Source organism: Breoghania sp. JC706, assembly GCF_037026715.1.
In the GTDB taxonomy this organism is placed as follows: Bacteria; Pseudomonadota; Alphaproteobacteria; order Rhizobiales; family Stappiaceae; genus Breoghania.
In genome coordinates, this window is the sequence record NZ_JBANCG010000001.1 from 142884 (window position 1) to 161525 (window position 18642).

General features: G+C 64.3%; 14 protein-coding genes. 5 read left to right on the forward strand and 9 right to left on the reverse strand.

Going from position 1 to position 18642, the window contains the following annotated elements:
* The first annotated feature begins 53 nt into the window (after positions 1-53).
* Complete coding sequence (locus tag V2L18_RS00660; RefSeq protein ID WP_336175740.1) at positions 54-1082, forward strand: TRAP transporter substrate-binding protein; 1029 nt, start codon at positions 54-56, stop codon at positions 1080-1082.
* 118 nt (positions 1083-1200) lie between these two features.
* Here V2L18_RS00660 and V2L18_RS00665 read toward each other — a convergent pair whose 3' ends face one another.
* From V2L18_RS00665 to V2L18_RS00685, 5 genes are all read right to left on the reverse strand, one after another.
* Entirely contained in the window at positions 1201-2835 is a 1635-nt protein-coding gene (locus V2L18_RS00665; RefSeq protein WP_336176363.1) for a thiamine pyrophosphate-dependent enzyme, read from the reverse strand.
* 375 nt (positions 2836-3210) lie between these two features.
* Positions 3211-3657: a nuclear transport factor 2 family protein gene (locus V2L18_RS00670; protein ID WP_336175742.1), complete on the reverse strand. Its 447-nt coding sequence runs from the start codon at positions 3655-3657 to the stop codon at positions 3211-3213.
* Positions 3658-3667: 10 nt separating this feature from the next.
* Positions 3668-4648, reverse strand: a complete 981-nt coding sequence (gene hpaD, locus V2L18_RS00675) for a 3,4-dihydroxyphenylacetate 2,3-dioxygenase (RefSeq protein WP_336175743.1) — start codon at positions 4646-4648, stop codon at positions 3668-3670.
* Positions 4649-4760: 112 nt separating this feature from the next.
* Entirely contained in the window at positions 4761-5147 is a 387-nt protein-coding gene (locus tag V2L18_RS00680; RefSeq protein WP_336175744.1) for a 5-carboxymethyl-2-hydroxymuconate Delta-isomerase, read from the reverse strand.
* A 178-nt stretch (positions 5148-5325) separates the two neighbouring features.
* Complete coding sequence (locus V2L18_RS00685; protein WP_336175745.1) at positions 5326-6582, reverse strand: lytic murein transglycosylase; 1257 nt, start codon at positions 6580-6582, stop codon at positions 5326-5328.
* Between the two features lie 472 nt (positions 6583-7054).
* On the opposite strand from V2L18_RS00685, the gene V2L18_RS00690 reads away from it, so the two are divergent.
* The gene (locus V2L18_RS00690; RefSeq protein WP_336175746.1) at positions 7055-8386 is read left to right on the forward strand and encodes a globin-coupled sensor protein; all 1332 of its coding nucleotides are present in this window, start codon (positions 7055-7057) and stop codon (positions 8384-8386) included.
* Between the two features lie 157 nt (positions 8387-8543).
* On the opposite strand, the gene V2L18_RS00695 is transcribed toward V2L18_RS00690, so the two are convergent.
* Complete coding sequence (locus V2L18_RS00695) at positions 8544-8795, reverse strand: hypothetical protein (protein WP_336175747.1); 252 nt, start codon at positions 8793-8795, stop codon at positions 8544-8546.
* Between the two features lie 352 nt (positions 8796-9147).
* On the opposite strand from V2L18_RS00695, the gene ettA reads away from it, so the two are divergent.
* Positions 9148-10800 carry an energy-dependent translational throttle protein EttA gene (gene ettA / locus V2L18_RS00700; protein ID WP_336175748.1) on the forward strand — a complete coding sequence of 551 codons (1653 nt, stop codon included), beginning with the start codon at positions 9148-9150 and terminating at the stop codon, positions 10798-10800.
* Positions 10801-11168: 368 nt separating this feature from the next.
* On the opposite strand, the gene V2L18_RS00705 is transcribed toward ettA, so the two are convergent.
* Both V2L18_RS00705 and V2L18_RS00710 read right to left on the reverse strand, forming a co-directional pair.
* On the reverse strand, positions 11169-11909 hold the full coding sequence (locus tag V2L18_RS00705) for a hypothetical protein (protein WP_336175749.1): 741 nt from the start codon (positions 11907-11909) through the stop codon (positions 11169-11171).
* Between the two features lie 13 nt (positions 11910-11922).
* A complete protein-coding gene (locus tag V2L18_RS00710; protein ID WP_336175750.1) occupies positions 11923-12102 on the reverse strand; it encodes a hypothetical protein in 180 nt (59 codons plus the stop codon).
* Between the two features lie 197 nt (positions 12103-12299).
* Here V2L18_RS00710 and V2L18_RS00715 point away from each other — a divergent pair, with 197 nt between their 5' ends.
* On the forward strand, positions 12300-13334 hold the full coding sequence (locus V2L18_RS00715) for an NAD/NADP octopine/nopaline dehydrogenase family protein (RefSeq protein ID WP_336175752.1): 1035 nt from the start codon (positions 12300-12302) through the stop codon (positions 13332-13334).
* A gap of 43 nt (positions 13335-13377) precedes the next feature.
* On the opposite strand, the gene V2L18_RS00720 is transcribed toward V2L18_RS00715, so the two are convergent.
* Positions 13378-14598 (reverse strand): NAD(P)/FAD-dependent oxidoreductase, encoded by a 1221-nt coding sequence (locus tag V2L18_RS00720; RefSeq protein WP_336175753.1) that lies wholly within the window; start codon positions 14596-14598, stop codon positions 13378-13380.
* A gap of 255 nt (positions 14599-14853) precedes the next feature.
* On the opposite strand from V2L18_RS00720, the gene V2L18_RS00725 reads away from it, so the two are divergent.
* Positions 14854-18615, forward strand: coding sequence for a hypothetical protein (locus V2L18_RS00725; RefSeq protein ID WP_336175754.1), 3762 nt, complete (start codon positions 14854-14856; stop codon positions 18613-18615).
* Positions 18616-18642: the final 27 nt, after the last annotated feature.

The window sequence follows — 18642 nt, forward strand, 5'->3', positions numbered from 1 at the left end:
AAAGCATAATTCCGCTCAAAAAAGAGCAAGATACCCCGGAGGAGGGAACGTTCGTGAAGAAGATCAACAGGATGATTCTGCCTGCCGTTCTGGCGGCGGCGACCTCGCTCGCCACGCTGACGACGGCGTCGGCAGTGGAGCTTCGCCTTGCGCACTGGGTGCCGGCCAGCCATCCGATCCAGAAATACGGCATCGAGCCGTGGGTGAAGGCGGTGGAGGAGGCCTCGAACGGGCGGATCCACATCACCATCTATCCCGCCCAGCAGCTGGGTGCGGCGCCCGACCACTACGACATGACGCGCGACGGCATCACCGACATCGGCTACGTCAATCCCGGCTACAATGCCGGCCGTTTTCCGATCGCCTCGCTGATCGAGATTCCGTTCCTCGCCAACAACGCCAAGGCCGGCGCGAAGGCGATGCACGAGTGGTATCTCAACTATGCCGAAAAGGAGATGCCGGAGGTCAAGCTGTGCGTGATGAACCCGCATGACCCCGGCACGATCCATTCCAAGACGCCGGTGCACGTGCCGGCCGACGTGAAGGGCATGAACGTGCGACCGGCGAACGCCACCATCGCCCGGTTCGTCCATCTTCTTGGCGGGGCGAGCGTTCAGGTCTCTGCGCCGGAGGCACGCGAGGCGCTCTCCAAGGGGGCGGCGGATGCAATCACTTTCCCGTGGAACTCGATCTACATCTTCGGCATCGACAAGGAGACGAAATATCACCTCGACATGCCGTTCTACGAGTCCCTTCAGACGCTGGTGATCAACCGTGGCGTCTATGACGGGCTCGCGCCCGAGGACAGACAAGTGATCGACGAGCATTGCACGCCGGAATGGTCGGAAAAATTCTCCACCGGCTGGGCCGACAACGAAGCGGCGGGCCGGGAAAAGATGATCGAGTCCGGCGAGCACACGCTCTACAAGCCGACCGACGAGGAGGTTTCGATGTGGAAGGAAGCCGCCGCGCCGCTGCTTGACGAGTGGAAGAAGTCCGTCGCTTCCACCGGCATAGATGCCGATAAGGCCTATAACGACTACGTCGCTACGCTGAAGAAGTACAATTCGCTGTTCCAGTAGGGACTGGAAGCGCAGAAACGACAGACCCGGGTGCATCGAGCGCCCGGGTCTTTTTCATTTCGGGGCGAGGGGGCCTCGGTGTTTTGCCCTTTCGCCCGTGGCCCATCCTTCGACCGCCTCACGCTGTCGGATGAATGAACGGCCAGGGCGGCACTTCGCTGCCGGCGTCCACTTTCACCTCGATCAGGGCCGGCGCGTCGGCGGCGATCGCCTTGCGCAGGACCGGGCGCAGTTCTTCCGGCGTCTCGACCCGGTGTCCGGAAATATGGAAGGAGCGGGCGAGATCCATGAAGTCCGGGTTCTCCAGCCTGGAGCCGATCGTGCGGCCGCCGAAGCCCGTCTGCTGATCACGCATGACATTGCCGTAGGCGTTGTTGTTGAACAGCACCGTGACCACGCCGATCCCGTATTGCTTCGCCGTCGCCAGCTCCTGCACGCCGAACAGGAAACCGCCGTCGCCCGTGATGGAGACGACCGGCCGGTCCGGGTTCGCGGCCTTCGCGCCGAGCGCCGACATGAAGCCGAAGCCGAGCGTGCCCTGGTAGCCGGCCGACAGGTAGCTGCGCGGTCGCACGACGGGGAAGGCGAACTGTGAGGTGAAACCCGCCTGGCACAGTTCCTCCACGAAGATACCCTCGTAGGGCAGCTCCTCGCGGATGACATGCAGATAGTCGACATGCGGCTTCACCGACGCGGTCTCGGTCGCCGCGCTCAGCTTTGCGGACGCCACGGCCTCGGGCGCAGGATGTGCCTTGTGGCCGGCATGGTTCAGCGCGACGAGCAGCGCCTCCGTCGCTTCCTCGGCGTCGCCGACGATCGCCGTGTGCGGCTTCAGCCGGTTCATCTCCGCCGGGTCGATATCGATGCGGATGAGGTGGGGCGGGGCCTCGGGTGCGTCGATCATGGTGCGCATGCCGGTCCAGCGCATGTAGGGCATTTCAAGCCGCGAGCCGATGCCGATGACCACGTCCACATCGGGCCAGTAGCGATAGGCGGCGTAGGAGGAAAGGCCGAGCGCGTGGGTTTCCGGCATGATGCCGCGCCCGCCGCGGAAGGCGGTCACGGGCGCGCCGGTGGCCTCCGCAAGCGCACGCACGGCGGCCGCCGCGTGCTGGGCGCCGCTGCCCACCATGATCAGCGGCCGTTTGGCCCACTTGATCCGCTCCGCGGCTTCCGTGATCGCCTCGGCGAGCGGCGGCACCGGGGCATCGGGCTCCGCCGCATCAAGCGGATGGACGCGCTCGGAAGACGCCATGGTGTCCCACGCCATTTCCACCGCGACCGGTCCCGGCCGGCCGGACATCATCTGCCGGAACGCCTCGTTGATGACATGCGGGGCATCGGCCGGCCGCTCGATCCGCGCGGCCCACTTGACGATGGAGCGCAGGGTGCCGAGCTGGTCGGGCAATTCGTGCAGATGGCCGCGACCGCGGCCGATGAAGGGTGTGGGCACCTGGCCCGTGACCAGCAGCACGGGCGCGCTGCAGCCCGCTGCCGTGCACAGCGCCGCCATGGCGTTGAGGACCCCCGGTCCCGGCACGACGGAAAAGACACCCGGCTTGCCGGTCGTGCGGGCGTGGCCGAAGGCCATGTAGGCGCAGGCCTGCTCGTGGCGCGCGCCGACGGTGCGAATGCGGTCTGCGTGCTGGTAGAGCGCGTCGAAGAAGGGATACATCTGCGCGCCGGGCAGGCCGTAGACCGTATCGACGCCATTGGCGAGAAGTGCGGAGACGATCGCTTCGCCGCCGGTCATGATGCGTCCGTCGTGGTTCGGTATCACGTATGTCTCTCCTCGACAGTGGCTGGGATTTGCGGTGGCTCGTTGTTTGTTCGGGTCCGATCTGGTGCGGCCCTGTTTGATCTGCCGATTTGATCCGGCTTGGTGGGGGCTCGTCAATTCTTTCGATGTCACGTGGCAATTAACGGCCATGCGCCGCGAGGGTGGCCAAGGCCGCCGCGCTCTCGTCCGTCATTGCCCGGCACCCGCTTTCGCGGGTACAGGATCCGTCCGGACAATCCACAGCCGGCAACCGTGAGTCTCGAAAGGGCAACGGATCACCTGGACTTCGCCGGGTGATGACGGGGCGATGGAGTCGTGGCCGGGAACGTCCCGCTTTGCCGGTCCTCGTCAATCCGCGATCCCGAACAATGCCCGAAAACGATCCAGGTTTTCGCTCGACGGTTTCATCGGGTCGTAGTCGGGTTCCGGCAGGGGCTGCACCACGTCCCAGTGCTCGGCCATCAGGCCATCGGCATTGAAACGCATGAAATCGGCGATGACCACCTTCGGCAGCAGCTTGTGCAGGATGACGAAGTCGCCGCTCGCAAAGAGCTGGATGGGCCGCCAGTCCCGCCAACCCGGGCGCCGGTGTCCGATCTGGCTGATATAGGCGCGAAGCCCCGCGCGGCCCTGGCCGATGCCCGGCGTGTGCTGGATGTAGTCCTCGGCCACCATTGTCTCGATCAGGCTCAGGTCGCCGCCGTGCATGCAGTCGCGCATGAAGATCAGCAGCGTCTGTTCGTTGGCCGAAAGGTCGGTACGCTTGTAAGGATCATAAGGGTTCGGGTAGGTCACGGGGGCCTCGTCAGGGTGCGATGATCGGCTGTGCGGTGAGCGCGGAGGCGACAGGCTCCACGCCGGTGAAGAGGCTTCCCTCCTCGAACCAGCTTCTGGGGGCCGGTGCGCCCCACAGCGTCTGGCGCTGCGGGTCCTTCAGATCCCACCTGATCGGCTCCAGGTCCGGATCGACGGTCTGGTAATCGGAACAGTAGATCTCGATGCGGTGGCCGTCGGGGTCGCGGATGTAGAGGAAGAACGCGTTGGAGATGCCGTGCCGGCCGGGACCGCGCTCGATGTTGGCGAGGTAGCCGGTGGTGGACATCAGATCGAGAAGGTCGATGATGTTGAGCGGGGTGGGCACCCAGAAGGCGGTGTGGTGGAGGCGCGGGCCGCGGCCGTTGGTGAAGGCGATGTCGTGCACCCCGCCCTTGCGGTGCGTCCAGGCCGCCCAGAGTTTCCCGCTTTCCTCGTCCTCGGTGTATTCCGTCACCCGGAAGCCGATCTCGTTGAAGAAGGCGACGCTTTCGTCGACGCTCGGCGAGAAGGTGTTGAAGTGGTCGATCCGGAGCGGCTTCACGCCCTTGTAGAGCGCGTATTTCTGGTGGATCGGCGGCAGGCGGTCCATCTGGACGTAGAATTCCAGCGGAATGCCGTGCGGATCGCAGGTCCTCAGCGTGCGCGACTGAAAGGGCCGCTCCACCCATTTGACCGGCAGCCCGCGCGAGCTGAAGTGGTTCTCGGCCAGTTCCAGGTCGCGCTCGCCGTAAAGCTTAAAGCCCAGATGGTCGGCGCGCGGCTCGTCGCCCTGTTTCAGGATGACGCAATGGTGGCCGCGTTCCTCCATCGCGCGCAGGTAAATCTCGCTTTCGTCCTCGTGGGTCACCTGAAGACCCAGCGTGTCGACATAGAAGGCGCGCGAGGCGGCGAGGTCGGAGACGATGAACTCCACGTGACTGAGCCGCACGATATTGAACGGCGGATAGAGGTTCGGCTTGGGTATCGGCATCGGTTCCTCCCGGTCGCGGCCGCTCCCCCGGCCGCTCGGATTGCAATTCCCAGCACCGCGACGAGGCGCGGCCGGTGCTTTTCGTTGTTTTGCCGGGCTTGTGCCCGGTGTCTCAGCTGTCGTCGCGCAGGCGCGCGTGCATGGCATTGCGCCGCCAGCTCAGCGGGCGGCCAATTTCACGGATCTCCAGCGACAACGCGAAATGCGGCGTGTTGAACAATGGTGCGAGGAAGGCTTCCGCCGCCGCGAATATCTGCTCGCCGACCGCCTTCTGGACCTCGTCGGGGCGCGGCGCCATGCGCAGGACCATGTCGATGAAGGCGTTCTCCTCCATCGCGTCGGCGATCGCATAAGCCTCGCAGCGCACCGCGCGAACGCGCACCGCCCCCGCCTCGAATGCACCAGTGGCGAGCATGGTCTTGCGCACCTCCTCGCACAGCTCGCCCATGTCCACGCGCCGATCGAGGTTGGCCGAATACTCCATCGTGAAATGTGGCATGAGACGATCCTCCCAAATCGTGCCCGGACTATCCCACCCAGCCCGTTCTCGCCTGTTCGATCCTGCGTCCCTGATCCTCGGCACGCAGGAAATTCGGACGGTCTATAATATTAACGTGTTAACAATGTAGGCAAGCCCGTTTCGCCGTCATTGCGCTATCATTTGCGCGTTTCCGGTCTCAGCGGATCCGGGCGATCAGATCCTTGTCGGGATAACAGGTCGCCCTCAGCCCGTGCCGCTGCTGCCAAAGGCCAATACTGGTGCGGGTCTTGAAGCCGACGAGCCCGTCGGCACCGCCCACGTCGTAGCCGGCGGCGACCAGCCGTTCCTGCATCTGCTGCACCGCCTGGCGCGAGAAATCGCCGGGGTCGCGCCAGGGGGCTACCAGCGGCTTGTTGGAATAGGCGAGCCGGTCGCCCAGGTGGCCGATGAACAGGGCGTAGGCATCGGACTCGTTATAGGCTTTCAGCACGTAGAAATTGGGCGTCGCGATGAAGGCGGGGCCAAGGCGTCCGGCCGGCATCAGCAAGTAGCCGGTGCGGGGGCGTTCGTGTTCGGGAAAGGGGCGTCCGGAAATGCGCCTTGCGCCTGCCGCGATCCAGCGGCTGATCGGGCGGCCCTGCTCCGGCCCTTCCAGCGCGCAGGACAGGCTGTCGGGAATCGCGGCCTCAAAGCCCCAGTCGCGGCCCGTCTGCCAGCCATGCTGCTTGAGGTAATTCGCGATCGAGGCGAGCGTGTCGGGCACCGAGTTCCAGATGTCGCGCTTGCCGTCGCCGTCGAAATCGACCGCGTATTTCAGGAACTTGGAGGGGAGGAACTGCGGTCCGCCAAGCGCGCCGGCCCACGAACTCCTGAGTGCGGTGCCGGGGAAATGGTCCTCTTCCAGAATGACGAGGGCCGCCAGCGTCTCCTCCTCGAAGATCTCCTTGCGCCGTCCCATGAAGGCCTGTGTCGCCAGCACCGCCAGCGCGTTGTGCGGCAGGCTGGCGGCGCCGTACCCGGTCTCCCTGCCCCAAATGGCGACGACGATGCGTGCGGGCACCCCGTAGCGCGCCTCGATGCGCTGCAACGTTGTCTGCCATTGGCGCATGCGATCGCGCCCCAGCGCCACGAGCGTGCCGAGGTTGCCCTCGGAGAAATAGCGCGCGGGCGAGCGGAATTCCGATTGGCGCTGCTGCCGGGGCTGGGCGGCCGGGGCGCCGGGCGGGTTGAGGTCGGGGAGTTTCCACTGAAGCGAGAGATCGCGTGTCGCGCCGGCAAACGTCGCCCGCGTTACGCCGCGCTGCCTGGCCCGGGGCCAGAGGTCGCGCTCGAGCCAGACCCGGAAGGCCTGCTCCACTGCCGGTCGGTCGATTGCGGCTCCTGCCTGCGGTGCGGGCGCCAGCGCCGCGAGGATGAGCGCTACGGCAAGAACGAGTATCGGGCGGCAGCGCATTATCGTTGCATCTCTTGCGGACCGGTTTCGTGGGCGTTTTCCAGACGGTCGCCGGATAATAGGCGACTCGGGCCCAGCGGGAAACCGGGCGGCCAGACCGGCTCGGCGATCATGCTTCTTGTTGCCGAACGTCCCGATTGCGACACTCAGATGTGGTTTGAGGTAATTCCGGACTTTTCACCTTCTACAAATACATTGCTTATCGATAATAGTATTATCGTCTTATCGTTCATCAGGTTGTTTTTTTGTAAGTATATATCCGTAATTTCAATAATTTTCGCGAAATTGTCTCGGGTTGGGCTTCTCATTGTGCGAATTTATATAATCGAAAAGCGAAATTCACTCAATTTTAAGCGGGATATTTGGATATATGGATCGGCGAACACAGCGGCAGGTGCGGACTCGCCGGCTGACTTGAATGATCCATTTCGACCCCGGGCGTCACCTTTGCGTTGCCGGGCGTGGAGGCGAGATGTCGGGCGTAACATTGAAAGAACGGATCGAATTCCTCCAGCTCACGGCCGAGGATGGCGAACTCGTCAGGAAGGCCTGGACGCTTGTGCGGAGCGAGCTCGACGACATCATGCGCGGCTTCTACGCCCATGTCAGGACCGCCGAGCAGCTTGCGGTTCTGGCGCGTGGTCACGAAGACCGCCTGGCCCAGGCGCAGAAGAAGCACTGGGCGCGGCTGTTCTCGTTCTCCTTCGACGAGGACTATGTGCAAAGCGCGCGTCGGATCGGGCTGGCACACGTCAAGATCGGTCTGGAACCCGCCTGGTATATCGGCGGCTATGCGTTCGTCATGACCCGGCTGATCGCCATCATCGGGCGCAAGCGACGCTTCTCGGGTGCTGGCGTCGCGCAGATGATCGCGGCGGTGAACAAGGTCGTCATGCTCGACATGGATCTCGCCATCTCGACCTACCACGACGTCATGATCGAGCAGAGCCATGCGCGCGAGGAGGCGATCAGGTCCGCGGTGCGCGATCTTGATGAGGTCATCAACGAGGCGACCGGCTCGCTGGGCGAAGCCGCGCGACAACTGGAAGGAACCGCCAAGGGCCTCATGGGCGCCGCGGAGGAGACCAACGACCGCGTCTCCAACATGGAGGAGGGCGCTTCCTCCACCTCCGACAGCGTGCAGTCGAGCGCCGCCGCCACGGAGGAGATGACCGCCTCCATCGCCGAGATCGGCCGTCAGGCGACCCGCTCGCGCGATGTGGCCCGATCCGCCGTCGACGGCGCGCGCAAGACCAATCTCTCCGTCAAGAGCCTGGCGGACGCGACGCAGACGATCGGCTCCGTTATCGGGCTCATTTCCGATGTGGCGGAGCAGACCAACCTTCTGGCGCTGAATGCGACCATCGAGGCGGCGCGCGCCGGCGAGGCCGGTCGGGGGTTCGCGGTCGTTGCGGCCGAGGTGAAGGAGCTCGCAGGTCAGACGACGCGTGCGACCGAAGAGATCACCGAACAGATCGCCGCCATCCAGCGCGCCTCGCAGCAGTCGGTGGACGACATCGAGACGATCACGGCGACCATCGACCAGGTGTCGGAGATCGCCACCGCCATCGCTTCCGCTGTCGAGCAGCAGACGGTCGCGACCAGCGAAATCTCGGTCAACGTGCAGAACGCGGCGCGCAACACCGCCGACATCTCCGTCGAGATGGGGCATGTGCGGGCCAAGACCGAGATGACGCAGCAATCCGCGGAAGGGATCGCGGGCATGGCCGCGGGCCTCAACAATCAGGCCGAACGGCTTGGCGGCGACGTGAAGCGGTTCCTGGAAAAGGTGTTGTCGGCGTAGCGGCCGCAGCTGTCCCGAAGGGGAGGACGCGCAGCTGAAGGGCAGGCGATAGCAAAGGGCCGGCGGAACGCTCCGCCGGCCCTTTGCATCATGGTGGTCCTGTCTGCGCTGTCAGGCTTTATCGGCAGGCTGCAGCGTCCGGCGGGTTGGATGCCGCTCAGCAGTTCTTCGGACGGCGCGGGCCCAGGTCGATCTGGCATTCGTTGGTGATGGCACCGACGACGGCGCCGCCGGCGGCCCCCACGGCCGCGCCGGCAAGAATCGGGGCGCCGGCGATCGCGGCGATTCCGACGCCTGCGGCCGCGCCGACGCCGCCGCCGGAAGCGGCGCGCTGCATCGGTGTGGAGCCGCAGCCGGCAAGACCGCCTACGACGGCGAGGATCACGACGATTTTTGCGGTCATGCGCATGGGTTGGAACTCCTTTGCTTTTCGTGCGGGGCCGGTCGCTGAGCCTGCGGAAAAAAGCCCGCTTTGAACGGGATTTGAACGCGGTCTCGGCGGCCGGCGCGCACCCCAGCCGGAAAGCATGGTGAACCAGGTGTTTAAATAATCGGTAAAATCGGCCAAGGAACGGCCCGCAGGCGCGGTTCTTGGCATGGCGACGCGTCGTCCCCATCTTGAACCCGCACGCAGGCGCGGCGTCTGATGGCCCTGCGATCCCCCTGCCATGGCAGCCTGCCATTGCCCCCAAGCCCGGCTTCGCGTATTGAGGCCGCCAGAACCTTTTCCCTGATTTCCAGGATACGGAGACCGCCCGCCCATGGCGCGCCAGTTCATCTATCACATGCACGGACTGTCCAAGTCCTACGACGGGGGCAAGAAGGTCCTCGACGGCATCAACCTCTCGTTCTACCCCGACGCCAAGATCGGCATTCTCGGCCCCAACGGCGCCGGCAAGTCGACACTCCTGAAAATCATGGCCGGGCTCGACAAGGAGTACACCGGCGAGGCCTGGGCCGCAGAAGGCGCCCGGATCGGCTACCTGCCGCAGGAGCCGCAGCTCGATCCATCCAAGAACGTCATGGAAAACGTCATGGAGGGCGTCGCCCACAAGCAGGCGATCGTCGACCGCTACAACGAGCTGATGATGAACTACTCGGACGAGACGGCCGAGGAGGGCGCCAAGCTCCAGGACATCATCGACGCGGAAGACCTTTGGAACCTCGAAAGCAAGGTCGAGATGGCGATGGAGGCGCTGCGCTGCCCGCCGTCGGATGCCGAGGTCACCAACCTGTCGGGCGGTGAGCGCCGCCGTGTGGCGCTGTGCCAGCTGCTGCTTTCCGAGCCCGACCTGCTCCTGCTCGACGAACCGACCAACCATCTGGACGCGGAAACCGTCCACTGGCTGGAGCGGCATCTGCGCGAGTTCAAGGGTTCGGTCCTGATCATCACCCACGACCGCTACTTCCTCGACAACGTCACCGGCTGGATCCTCGAACTCGACCGCGGCCAGGGCATCCCTTACGAGGGCAATTACTCGGTCTATCTGGAAAAGAAGGCCAAGCGCATGGCGCAGGAGGGCCGCGAGGACATGGCCCGCAACCGCGCCATCCAGCGCGAGCGCGAGTGGATGGGCATGAGCCCGAAGGGCCGGCAGACCAAGTCCAAGGCGCGTATCAGGGCCTACGAGGACCTTTTGTCCGCGCAGGAAGAGCGCATGCCCTCGATCGAGCAGATCCTCATCCCCGTGGGCGAGCGGCTTGGCGCCAACGTCATCGACGTGGAGGGCGTCTCCAAGGGCTTCGAGGACCGGCTTTTGATCGACAACCTGTCGTTCAAGCTGCCGCGCGGCGGCATCGTCGGCGTCATCGGGCCGAACGGCGCCGGCAAGTCGACGCTGTTCAAGATGCTGACCGGACAGGAAAAGCCGGATCAGGGCACCGTCACCATCGGCGACAGCGTGCATCTGGGCTATGTCGACCAGTCGCGCGATGCGCTGGACCCGAACAAGACCGTGTGGGAAGAGATTTCCGGCGGGGCGGAGGTGATCTACCTCGACAAGAAGGAGATCAACTCGCGCGCCTACTGCTCGTCCTTCAACTTCAAGGGCCCGGCCCAGCAAGCCAAGGTCGGCAATCTGTCCGGCGGCCAGCGCAACCGCGTGCATCTCGCCAAAGTGCTGAAGCAGGGCGCCAACGTTCTGCTGCTCGATGAGCCGACCAACGATCTGGACACCGAGACGCTGGCAGCTTTGGAAGACGCGCTTGAGAACTACGCCGGCTGCGCGGTCATCATCTCGCACGACCGCATGTTCCTCGACCGGCTCGCGACCCACATGCTGGCATTCGAGGGCGACAGCCACGTGGAATGGTTCGAGGGCAACTTCGAGGACTACGAGAAGGACAAGGTCCGCCGCCTCGGCGCCCACGCCGCCGACCCGACCCGGATCAAGTACAAGCCGCTGACGCGGTAAGGATGATTGCCCCGCCGCCGATGCGGGGTTTCATGACAGATGCAGGACGGCGGCTCGCGGAGGTGGGCCGCCGCTTTTGTTTTTTTGGGGGGGGAGGTATCGGGGCGGGTTTGCCGACTTTGAAAGGTCTTGTCGGGGCCGGCTTTGTCGGTGGGGAGAACCGGAGGCCATGGCGTTGTCTCTACGTGTGCCCCCTGGCCCTTCTGCTGTCATCCCGGCCTCCGAGCCGGGATACCGCCGCTAAGCATTGCCACGATTGGTGGTCGCGATGGCGCGCAGCACGCACCTCTGTCCGGGCCGCAAGATCGCGACATTGGATTGCCCGGCTTGGTCCGGGCAATCCAATGTCGGTTGCGGCAGAGCCTTCTTTACGTGTTCGTTTCTTCATGCAGCTTGACGAAATAGGCGCGAAAAAAGCGCGCGATATCGCGTAGCAGCTTTTCAAGAAGCGCCCGGTTCCCGGAACTGCGCACCAATCGTTCGGTTATGCCGAGCATGACGGGAAGATGGCTTTCCTCCAGGTCGATGCCCACATGAAACTTCGAACCGGCGACGTGCCGCTCTGAGAATGCCATTTCTGCCTTTTGCACTGCGCGTCGCGAAAATCTTTCGGAATTCCACTCCACGAAAAGCGAATACGCGACCGCTGGCAGCGCGCCATATTCGCGTATGCCCTGCTCGATGTATTCCACCATCTCGATGGTTGGTTGGAGTGGTCCGGTCTTAACCACCTCCTCGCGCGTCACTCCGTGGACGAGCAGATCGGCGAGGAACATGCGGTCGTGATCCATTTCTTCGGCGGTGTACTCCGACCAACTCCTGGCACTCTCGTAGTCTTCTCCGATCATGGCGGCCAGCGCGAGGGCGTCCGTTCGGGCGGTCAGCCAGATCCGCCATACTGTCTCGATGCGATGCCGCAGGTAGTAGGCCTCATTGAGTGGACTCTCGTCGGTCAAAGCGGCGGCTGCGGGCACGTCTTCCAGAAATGTCTGTCCTTCCCGGATCAATAGGTCGTCGACCCAAGCGGCAAAATCGCCGCCCCAGTCCTTCCAGACTACGCGCGGATAACTTGCCGATGGGTCGGCGGAAATTCCAGAGACGTCGTTCATATCTGCTGCTGGCCTATTTGATAAGGTCCATACCGTTGGGCAGTCGCGCGATGATACGTCGATCCCCGATCTTCTCTCCGAGGCCTTGGCTCTCGGCCTGCGCCAACAAGAAATCTATGTATTTCTTGTCATCATCCTGAAGGGAGTTCGAGGAAAGGCGTTTGCGAATGTCCTGAACTTTATCGGCACTCATTTGATTAACCTCGCAAATAAAAATGATAATATTACATTGCATAGAGAATATAATCGAGATTATTGTCTTGATCAATACTCGTATTTATATAAATAGATATTTAAATAAAGCGGATGTTGTCATCCGAGTGTTGACGTTCTGGGCTTTCGCAAGCACGGCGCGGTTGATGGTTTGCCGAAGGGAAGGCGGAGAGCTTCATGGCGCGCGTGGCGATCATCGGAGGCGGTAATCTGGGACATGCGTTTGCGGCTGTAATGAGCGGTGAGAACGCGGTTTCCGTTTTCACTCGCCGTTCATTTCCGCGGGGGGATATTGTCGCGCGCACGCGAACGCACGCAGTGGTGGGCCGTCCGGTTAGGGTATGTTCCGAGCCGGAGGCAGCGTTGCGGGATGCCGATGTGGTATTCGTCACAGTGCCGGGCTCCCTTCATGAGGAAGCCCTGCGGATCGTAGCCGCGCACGCCCCCAAGAATTGTCTGGTCGGAGCGTTACCTGCGGCCGGATTGTTCGCCGACCTTGCCACGAAACTTCTGGATGATCCGGAGCGGGTCTTCCTCGGTCGGGAAGCTCCGTACAATTGCCGGATCTCGCGCCGGGGAGACGTGGTAGAGATTTACGGCGTTGCGCCGCGTCTGGGAGTCGCAGTGCTGTCGCCGGGTGCACAGGATGCGATCTGCGGGCGAGTAAGCGTTTTGTTGGGGCTGCCGGTAGATCCTCTATCGAGCGTCTTCGTTCCCCTGCTACGCCCTGTCAACACGCTGCTTCATCCCGCAACGCTGGTGCGGTTACTTGAGGTTCAGAAAGAGACTGGTGGCTTTGCAGAACCGCCTCTTCTCTATGCTCACTGGACCCACGTCACGGCGCAGCTTTATCTGGATGCAAGCTCGGAAGTCCGTGCTTTGGCGCAAGCGCTTGGTGTACGTGACCTGAGTGAAATTCAACTCGTACCCCAGCACTATCAGACGAATGACGCGGACAGGTTGGCTGAACGCATTCGTTCCATCGAAGGGTTGCGCCGCTACATAGCGCCCTGTTGCCTTCACGGGGATCGCTATTTCCTTGATACCGCCTCGCGCCTTTTTACTGAGGATGTCGACATCAGTCTGGCGCATGTTCTTGAACTGACCCGTTTGCACGGAACGCCTTCGGCCACGCTGGTATCGCTGGCCAGTTGTCTGTCGCCAGCCGTTCGTCGTAAAGCGGCTAATTTCGCTTCCGGCTTGGCGGTGTGATATCGAGCGATGCGTCCCCGTGAATGCGCCATTCAGACGGCTTTCAGTTGGTGGCATCCCCCGCCCCGCAAGCCACCCCTGACGCCCAGGCCCACTGAAAATTATACCCCCCTAACCACCCGGTCACATCCACGGCTTCGCCGATGAAGTGCAAGCCCGGCACGGACTTCACTTCCATTGTCTTACCGTCGAGCGCTGTCGTGTCCACCCCGCCCAGGGTCACCTCCGCCGTGCGGAAACCCTCCGTGCCGACCGGCTTCACCGTCCAGGCGTTCACGGCCGCCGCGATGTCGCGCAGGCGCTTGTCGGGGAGCGAACCCAGCGGAACATCGGCGCCGAGCCGCGTCACGATCGCCTGCGCCAGCCGTTTCGGCAGGATTTCGCCCAAAGCCGTCTGCGCCGCCTGCTTGCCGGACTGGCTGCGTGCGGCGCGTAAACGTTCGAACACATCCACCCCCGGCGCCATGTCGAGCGTGATGGCCTCGCCCTCGCGCCAGTAGGACGAGATCTGCAGGATGGCCGGGCCGGAAAGCCCGCGGTGGGTGAAGAGCACCGCCTCGTCGAAATGCCGCTTGCCGCAGGATACCCGCGCCGCGACGGAGACGCCCGAGAGCGCCTTCGTTTCCTCCAGAAGGTGCGGCTCGAAGGTGAGCGGCACCAGCGCCGGGCGCGTCTCGGTGACCGGCACGCCGAATTTGCGGGCCACCTCGTAGGCAAACGCGCTCGCGCCCATCTTCGGGATAGATTTTCCCCCCGTCGCCACCACCAGCGCGGCGCATGAAATCGCCGTGTCGCCGGAGCCGGCATGGCCCGCCACCAGCCGGAAGCCATCCGCATCGCGCTCGATGTCGCGCGCCGTCGTCGAAAGCCGCAAGTCCACGCCGGCCTCGCGCATTTCGCCAAGGAACATGTCGACGATCTGGCTCGCCGGGCCGTCGCAGAAAAGCTGTCCGAGCGTCTTCTCGTGCCAGGCAATCCCGTGCGCCTCGATGCGCGCGATGAAATCCTCCGGTCGATAGCGCTTCAGCGCGGAAACACAGAAACGCGGGTTTTGCGAGAGATAGCCGCCGGCCCCTTGCGTGATGCCTTCATTGGCGTGGAGGTTGGTGAAGTTGCAGCGCCCGCCGCCGGAAATGCGGATCTTCTCGCCGGGCTTCGCGCCATGCTCGATGACGAGAACGCGGCGCCCACGCCGGCCCGCCTCCACCGCGCACATCATGCCGGCCGCGCCCGCACCGATCACCACCATGTCGTATCGTGTCATGTCCGCTTCCATCTTCCGCCCGCGTTGCCGGCCATGCGGGCACCGGTCCTGCCGCCCGCCTAGCAGAACCGGCAGCAAAGGTCATCCGCGCTGCGCGAACGGGTCAGCGAAGGGGCAGGTGCCTGCCTCGAAAACCCCGGACATGCGCAGGTGCCACGCGTTTTTCCGGCCCGCTTCCCCATGTGGGGAATGCCCAAGGCGGCGTTGCGACGTTATGTCCTTAACCATCCGTTTAACATGTAAGGGGGCTGGGGCATGGCGGTTTCGGCGACAGGCAATCTGGAATTGACGGGCAGTCTCGTCACGCTGATCGGCGTGACGAGCACGGGGGATATGACCGTCGACGGCGGCTCTGTCGCCACCTACGACGGCAACACCGACCCGGGCGCCACCCATATCCGGCTCGGCGGCGAGGCGACGGGGGTGGGCACGCTCACCGTCACCGGCACCGGCTCGGCCGTCGATTTCGTCGGCATCGGCGACGACGACCTCTTCATGCATGTCGGCTATTTCGGCACCGGCACCGTCAATATCGTGAACGGCGGTTCGTTGAGCATGTCCGACGTGCCGGATGTCGTGAACAGCGGGTCCACCTTCTCTCTCGGCCGCCAGGCGGGCGGCTCGGGAACCATGCTGGTCGATGACGGCAACATCGACATGTCCGGCTGGTATGCCACCGTCCATGTCGGGCGCGATGACGGCACCGGCGACATGACCGTCTCCAACGGGTCCACGATCGACCTGACCGGCACGGCGGTGGCGGGGCTCGATGTGGGGCGCAACGGCACGGGCGCGACCAGCGGCACGATGTCGATCGAAAGCGGCTCCACCGTCACGGTGCATGCGGGCAACGCGACGGCGGTCGATCCGTCCTACGAGCCGGGCGCCATCCTCACCGTCGGGCGCAACGGATCGATCGGCGACCTCGATATCGACAACGCGAGCCTGATCATCGAGGCGACGACCGGTGAGGCCGGCGGCAACATGGGCCGCGACAACGCCACCGGCACCATCGATGTGACCAATGGCGGCCTGCTGCGCTTCACCTCTTCCGATCTCGATGCCTATTACAATATCGGTCGGCAGGCCGGCGGCGACGGCACCCTCACCGTTACCGGCAGCACGTTCGAGATCAAGGGCACGGGGGCGGACAGTTATACGGCACTCAACCTGGGTCGCGACGGCGGCACGGGCGCGGCGGGTTTCGACAGTGCGTCGGTGACCGTGTCGTCGACCTCGGATACGGCCATCGTCCGCCTCGGTCATGTCTCCGACGGCGTCTCCATCGGCGGCTCGGGCACAATGGTGCTTGCCAATGCCACCACCTTCGCGCTGACGGGCGATTTCGCGCAGTTCTCTGTGGCCTATTCCGCCGGCACCAGCGGCAGTCTCCAGGTTCTGTCGGGCAGCACGCTCACGCTGACGGGGACGGGCGGCACGGCGGTCGACAGCGCCTTCAATGTCGGCGTGAACGAGGGCACGACCTCGGCCACGGCGCTGATAGACGGGACGGGCTCCGCCATCCAGGGCGCCGATCTCGCGCTCATCGGCTACAACAGCTACTTCAGCGCCACGCCTGCAGGAAACGGCGAACTCACCATATCGGCGGGCGGCCTGCTCTCGGCGGGCGAAGTCATCGTCGGCAGGGGCGGTACGCTCGTTCTCGACAATGGCAGCGTGGATGCGGGCACGGGGATCATCGGCATCAACGCCGGCACCCTGCAGGTGACAGCCGGCGGCGTCGGCGACCTTACCGGCGAAACCCAGGTCCTCGGCGGGGCTTCCATCGTCTTCGGCGTCTCCGCCGACGGCGCGAGCGCAGGAAGGCTCGATATCTCCGGTTCCTTAACGACGGACGATACGGTCAATTTCGTCATACAGGCGGCCGGCGGCTATCTCTTCTCGGCAAACGATACCTATGTCGTGATCTCCTCCAACAGCGCGTTCGATCTCGATTTTGCGAGCATCACGGCGGCCGGGCAGAACGCCAATTTCGCCTATATTCTCCACTCCAACGGCGGCGACACGCAGCTTTCGTTCACCGCGCTCAACAACGGCGACGGTACGGGCGACGCCATCCTCGATTTCTCCGACTTCACCAGCAAGGGCGTGACGGTGAGCTACGATGTCGATACCGGCGTCGGCTCAGCGGAAAACACCGACCTGCAGGCCGCTCCGGAACTCGGCGGCAGCGCGTTCTTCAACGTGGAGCGCATTCTGGGCACGGCGGCGGCCGATGTCATCGCCGTCTCGGGTGCCGGCGGCGGTGCGATTGCGCTCGATGGCGGCGACGGCGACGACACGCTGACGGGCGCGTCCGGCGACGACATGCTGCGCGGTGGTGCCGGCGCGGATGCGCTATCGGGCGGTGCCGGTTCCGACTGGGCGCTTTACGACGATGCTTCGGCGGGAGTGGTCGCCGATTTGCAATTGGCGGGAACGAACACGGGGATCGCCGCCGGCGACACCTATTCCTCGATCGAGAATCTTCTGGGATCCGCCTTCGCCGACACGCTGCGCGGCGATGCGGGGGCCAATATCCTCGAAGCCGGTGACGGCAACGATGTCCTGCAAGGGCGCGCCGGCAACGACACGCTTCGCGGCGGCGCCGGCAACGACGTTCTGCGCGGCGGCGAGGGCGCCGATTATATTGACGGCGGGGCAGGTATCGACTGGGTCGACTATTTCACCTCCTCGGCGGGTGTGACGGTGAACCTCGCCGACAGCGCGAGCGAGACGGGCGGCGATGCCCAGGGCGATACCCTCATCGACATCGAATATGTGCTCGGCTCCGCCCACAACGACGTGATCCTCGGCGACGGTGCGGGCAACATCCTGCGCGGCTACGACGGCAACGACCGGCTCATCGGCAACGGCGGCAACGACATCCTGCGCGGCGAGGCCGGCAACGACGTGCTTCGCGGCGGCGAGGGGGCCGACATCCTCGACGGCGGCGCCGGGATCGACTGGGTCGACTACTCGACCTCGTCGGCGGGTGTGACGGTGAACCTTGCCGATGCGGGCAAGGAGAAAGGCGGCGAGGCCGAGGGCGACACGCTGATCGACATCGAATACGTGCTGGGCTCGGCCCACAACGACGTGATCCTTGGCGACGATGCCGGCAACCTCCTGCGCGGCTACGACGGCAACGACCGTCTTATTGGCAACGGCGGCGACGACATTCTGCGCGGCGAGGCCGGCAACGACGTTCTGCGCGGCGGCGAGGGCGGAGACATTCTCGACGGCGGCGCCGGGATCGACTGGGTCGACTACTCGACCTCGTCGGCGGGTGTGACGGTGAACCTGGCGGATGCGGGCAAGGAGGTCGGCGGCGAGGCCGAGGGCGACACGCTGATCGACATCGAATATGTGCTGGGCTCGGCCCACGACGACGTGATCCTCGGCGACGGTGCGGGCAATGTGCTGCGCGGCTACGACGGCAACGACCGGCTGATCGGCAATGGCGGCAACGACATCCTGCGCGGCGAGGCCGGCAACGACGTTCTGCGCGGCGGCACCGGGGGGGATATCCTCGACGGCGGTGCCGGGATCGACTGGGTCGACTATTCGACCTCGTCGGCGGGTGTGACGGTGAACCTCGCCGATGCGGGCAAGGAGGTCGGCGGCGAGGCCGAGGGCGACACGCTGATCGACATCGAATACGTGCTGGGCTCGGCCCACGACGACGTCATCACGGGCGATGCCGGCAACAACTATCTGCGCGGCTATCTGGGCGATGACACGCTCACCGGAGGTGTCGGCAACGACATCCTGAGAGGTGAGGCGGGTACCGACGCCTTCGTTTTCGCCGACGACTGGGGCAACGATCTGCTGCTGGATTTCGAGGATGGAGCGGAGGTTCTGGACATGACCGGCGTGACCGGGCTGACGGACTTCTCGCAGCTCACCATTACCGACATGGGCGCCGATACGATGGTGTCCTATGCCGGCGACAGCATCAAGCTGGTGGGCGTCGCCTCGGCGGATGTCGATTTCTCCGACTTCCTGTTCGCGTGATTTCTTTACTGCCGCACGAGCTCTCGG

Coding starts and splice junctions, on each gene's coding strand:
- ettA (WP_336175748.1), top strand. CDS start 9,148: ATGGCGCGCCAGTTCATCTATCACATGCACGGACTGTCCAAGTCCTAC.
- V2L18_RS00705 (WP_336175749.1), bottom strand. CDS start 11,909: ATGAACGACGTCTCTGGAATTTCCGCCGACCCATCGGCAAGTTATCCG.
- V2L18_RS00665 (WP_336176363.1), bottom strand. CDS start 2,835: ATGACCGGCGGCGAAGCGATCGTCTCCGCACTTCTCGCCAATGGCGTC.
- V2L18_RS00715 (WP_336175752.1), top strand. CDS start 12,300: ATGGCGCGCGTGGCGATCATCGGAGGCGGTAATCTGGGACATGCGTTT.
- V2L18_RS00720 (WP_336175753.1), bottom strand. CDS start 14,598: ATGACACGATACGACATGGTGGTGATCGGTGCGGGCGCGGCCGGCATG.
- hpaD (WP_336175743.1), bottom strand. CDS start 4,648: ATGCCGATACCCAAGCCGAACCTCTATCCGCCGTTCAATATCGTGCGG.
- V2L18_RS00725 (WP_336175754.1), top strand. CDS start 14,854: ATGGCGGTTTCGGCGACAGGCAATCTGGAATTGACGGGCAGTCTCGTC.
- V2L18_RS00710 (WP_336175750.1), bottom strand. CDS start 12,102: ATGAGTGCCGATAAAGTTCAGGACATTCGCAAACGCCTTTCCTCGAAC.
- V2L18_RS00695 (WP_336175747.1), bottom strand. CDS start 8,795: ATGCGCATGACCGCAAAAATCGTCGTGATCCTCGCCGTCGTAGGCGGT.
- V2L18_RS00690 (WP_336175746.1), top strand. CDS start 7,055: ATGTCGGGCGTAACATTGAAAGAACGGATCGAATTCCTCCAGCTCACG.
- V2L18_RS00680 (WP_336175744.1), bottom strand. CDS start 5,147: ATGCCACATTTCACGATGGAGTATTCGGCCAACCTCGATCGGCGCGTG.
- V2L18_RS00685 (WP_336175745.1), bottom strand. CDS start 6,582: ATGCGCTGCCGCCCGATACTCGTTCTTGCCGTAGCGCTCATCCTCGCG.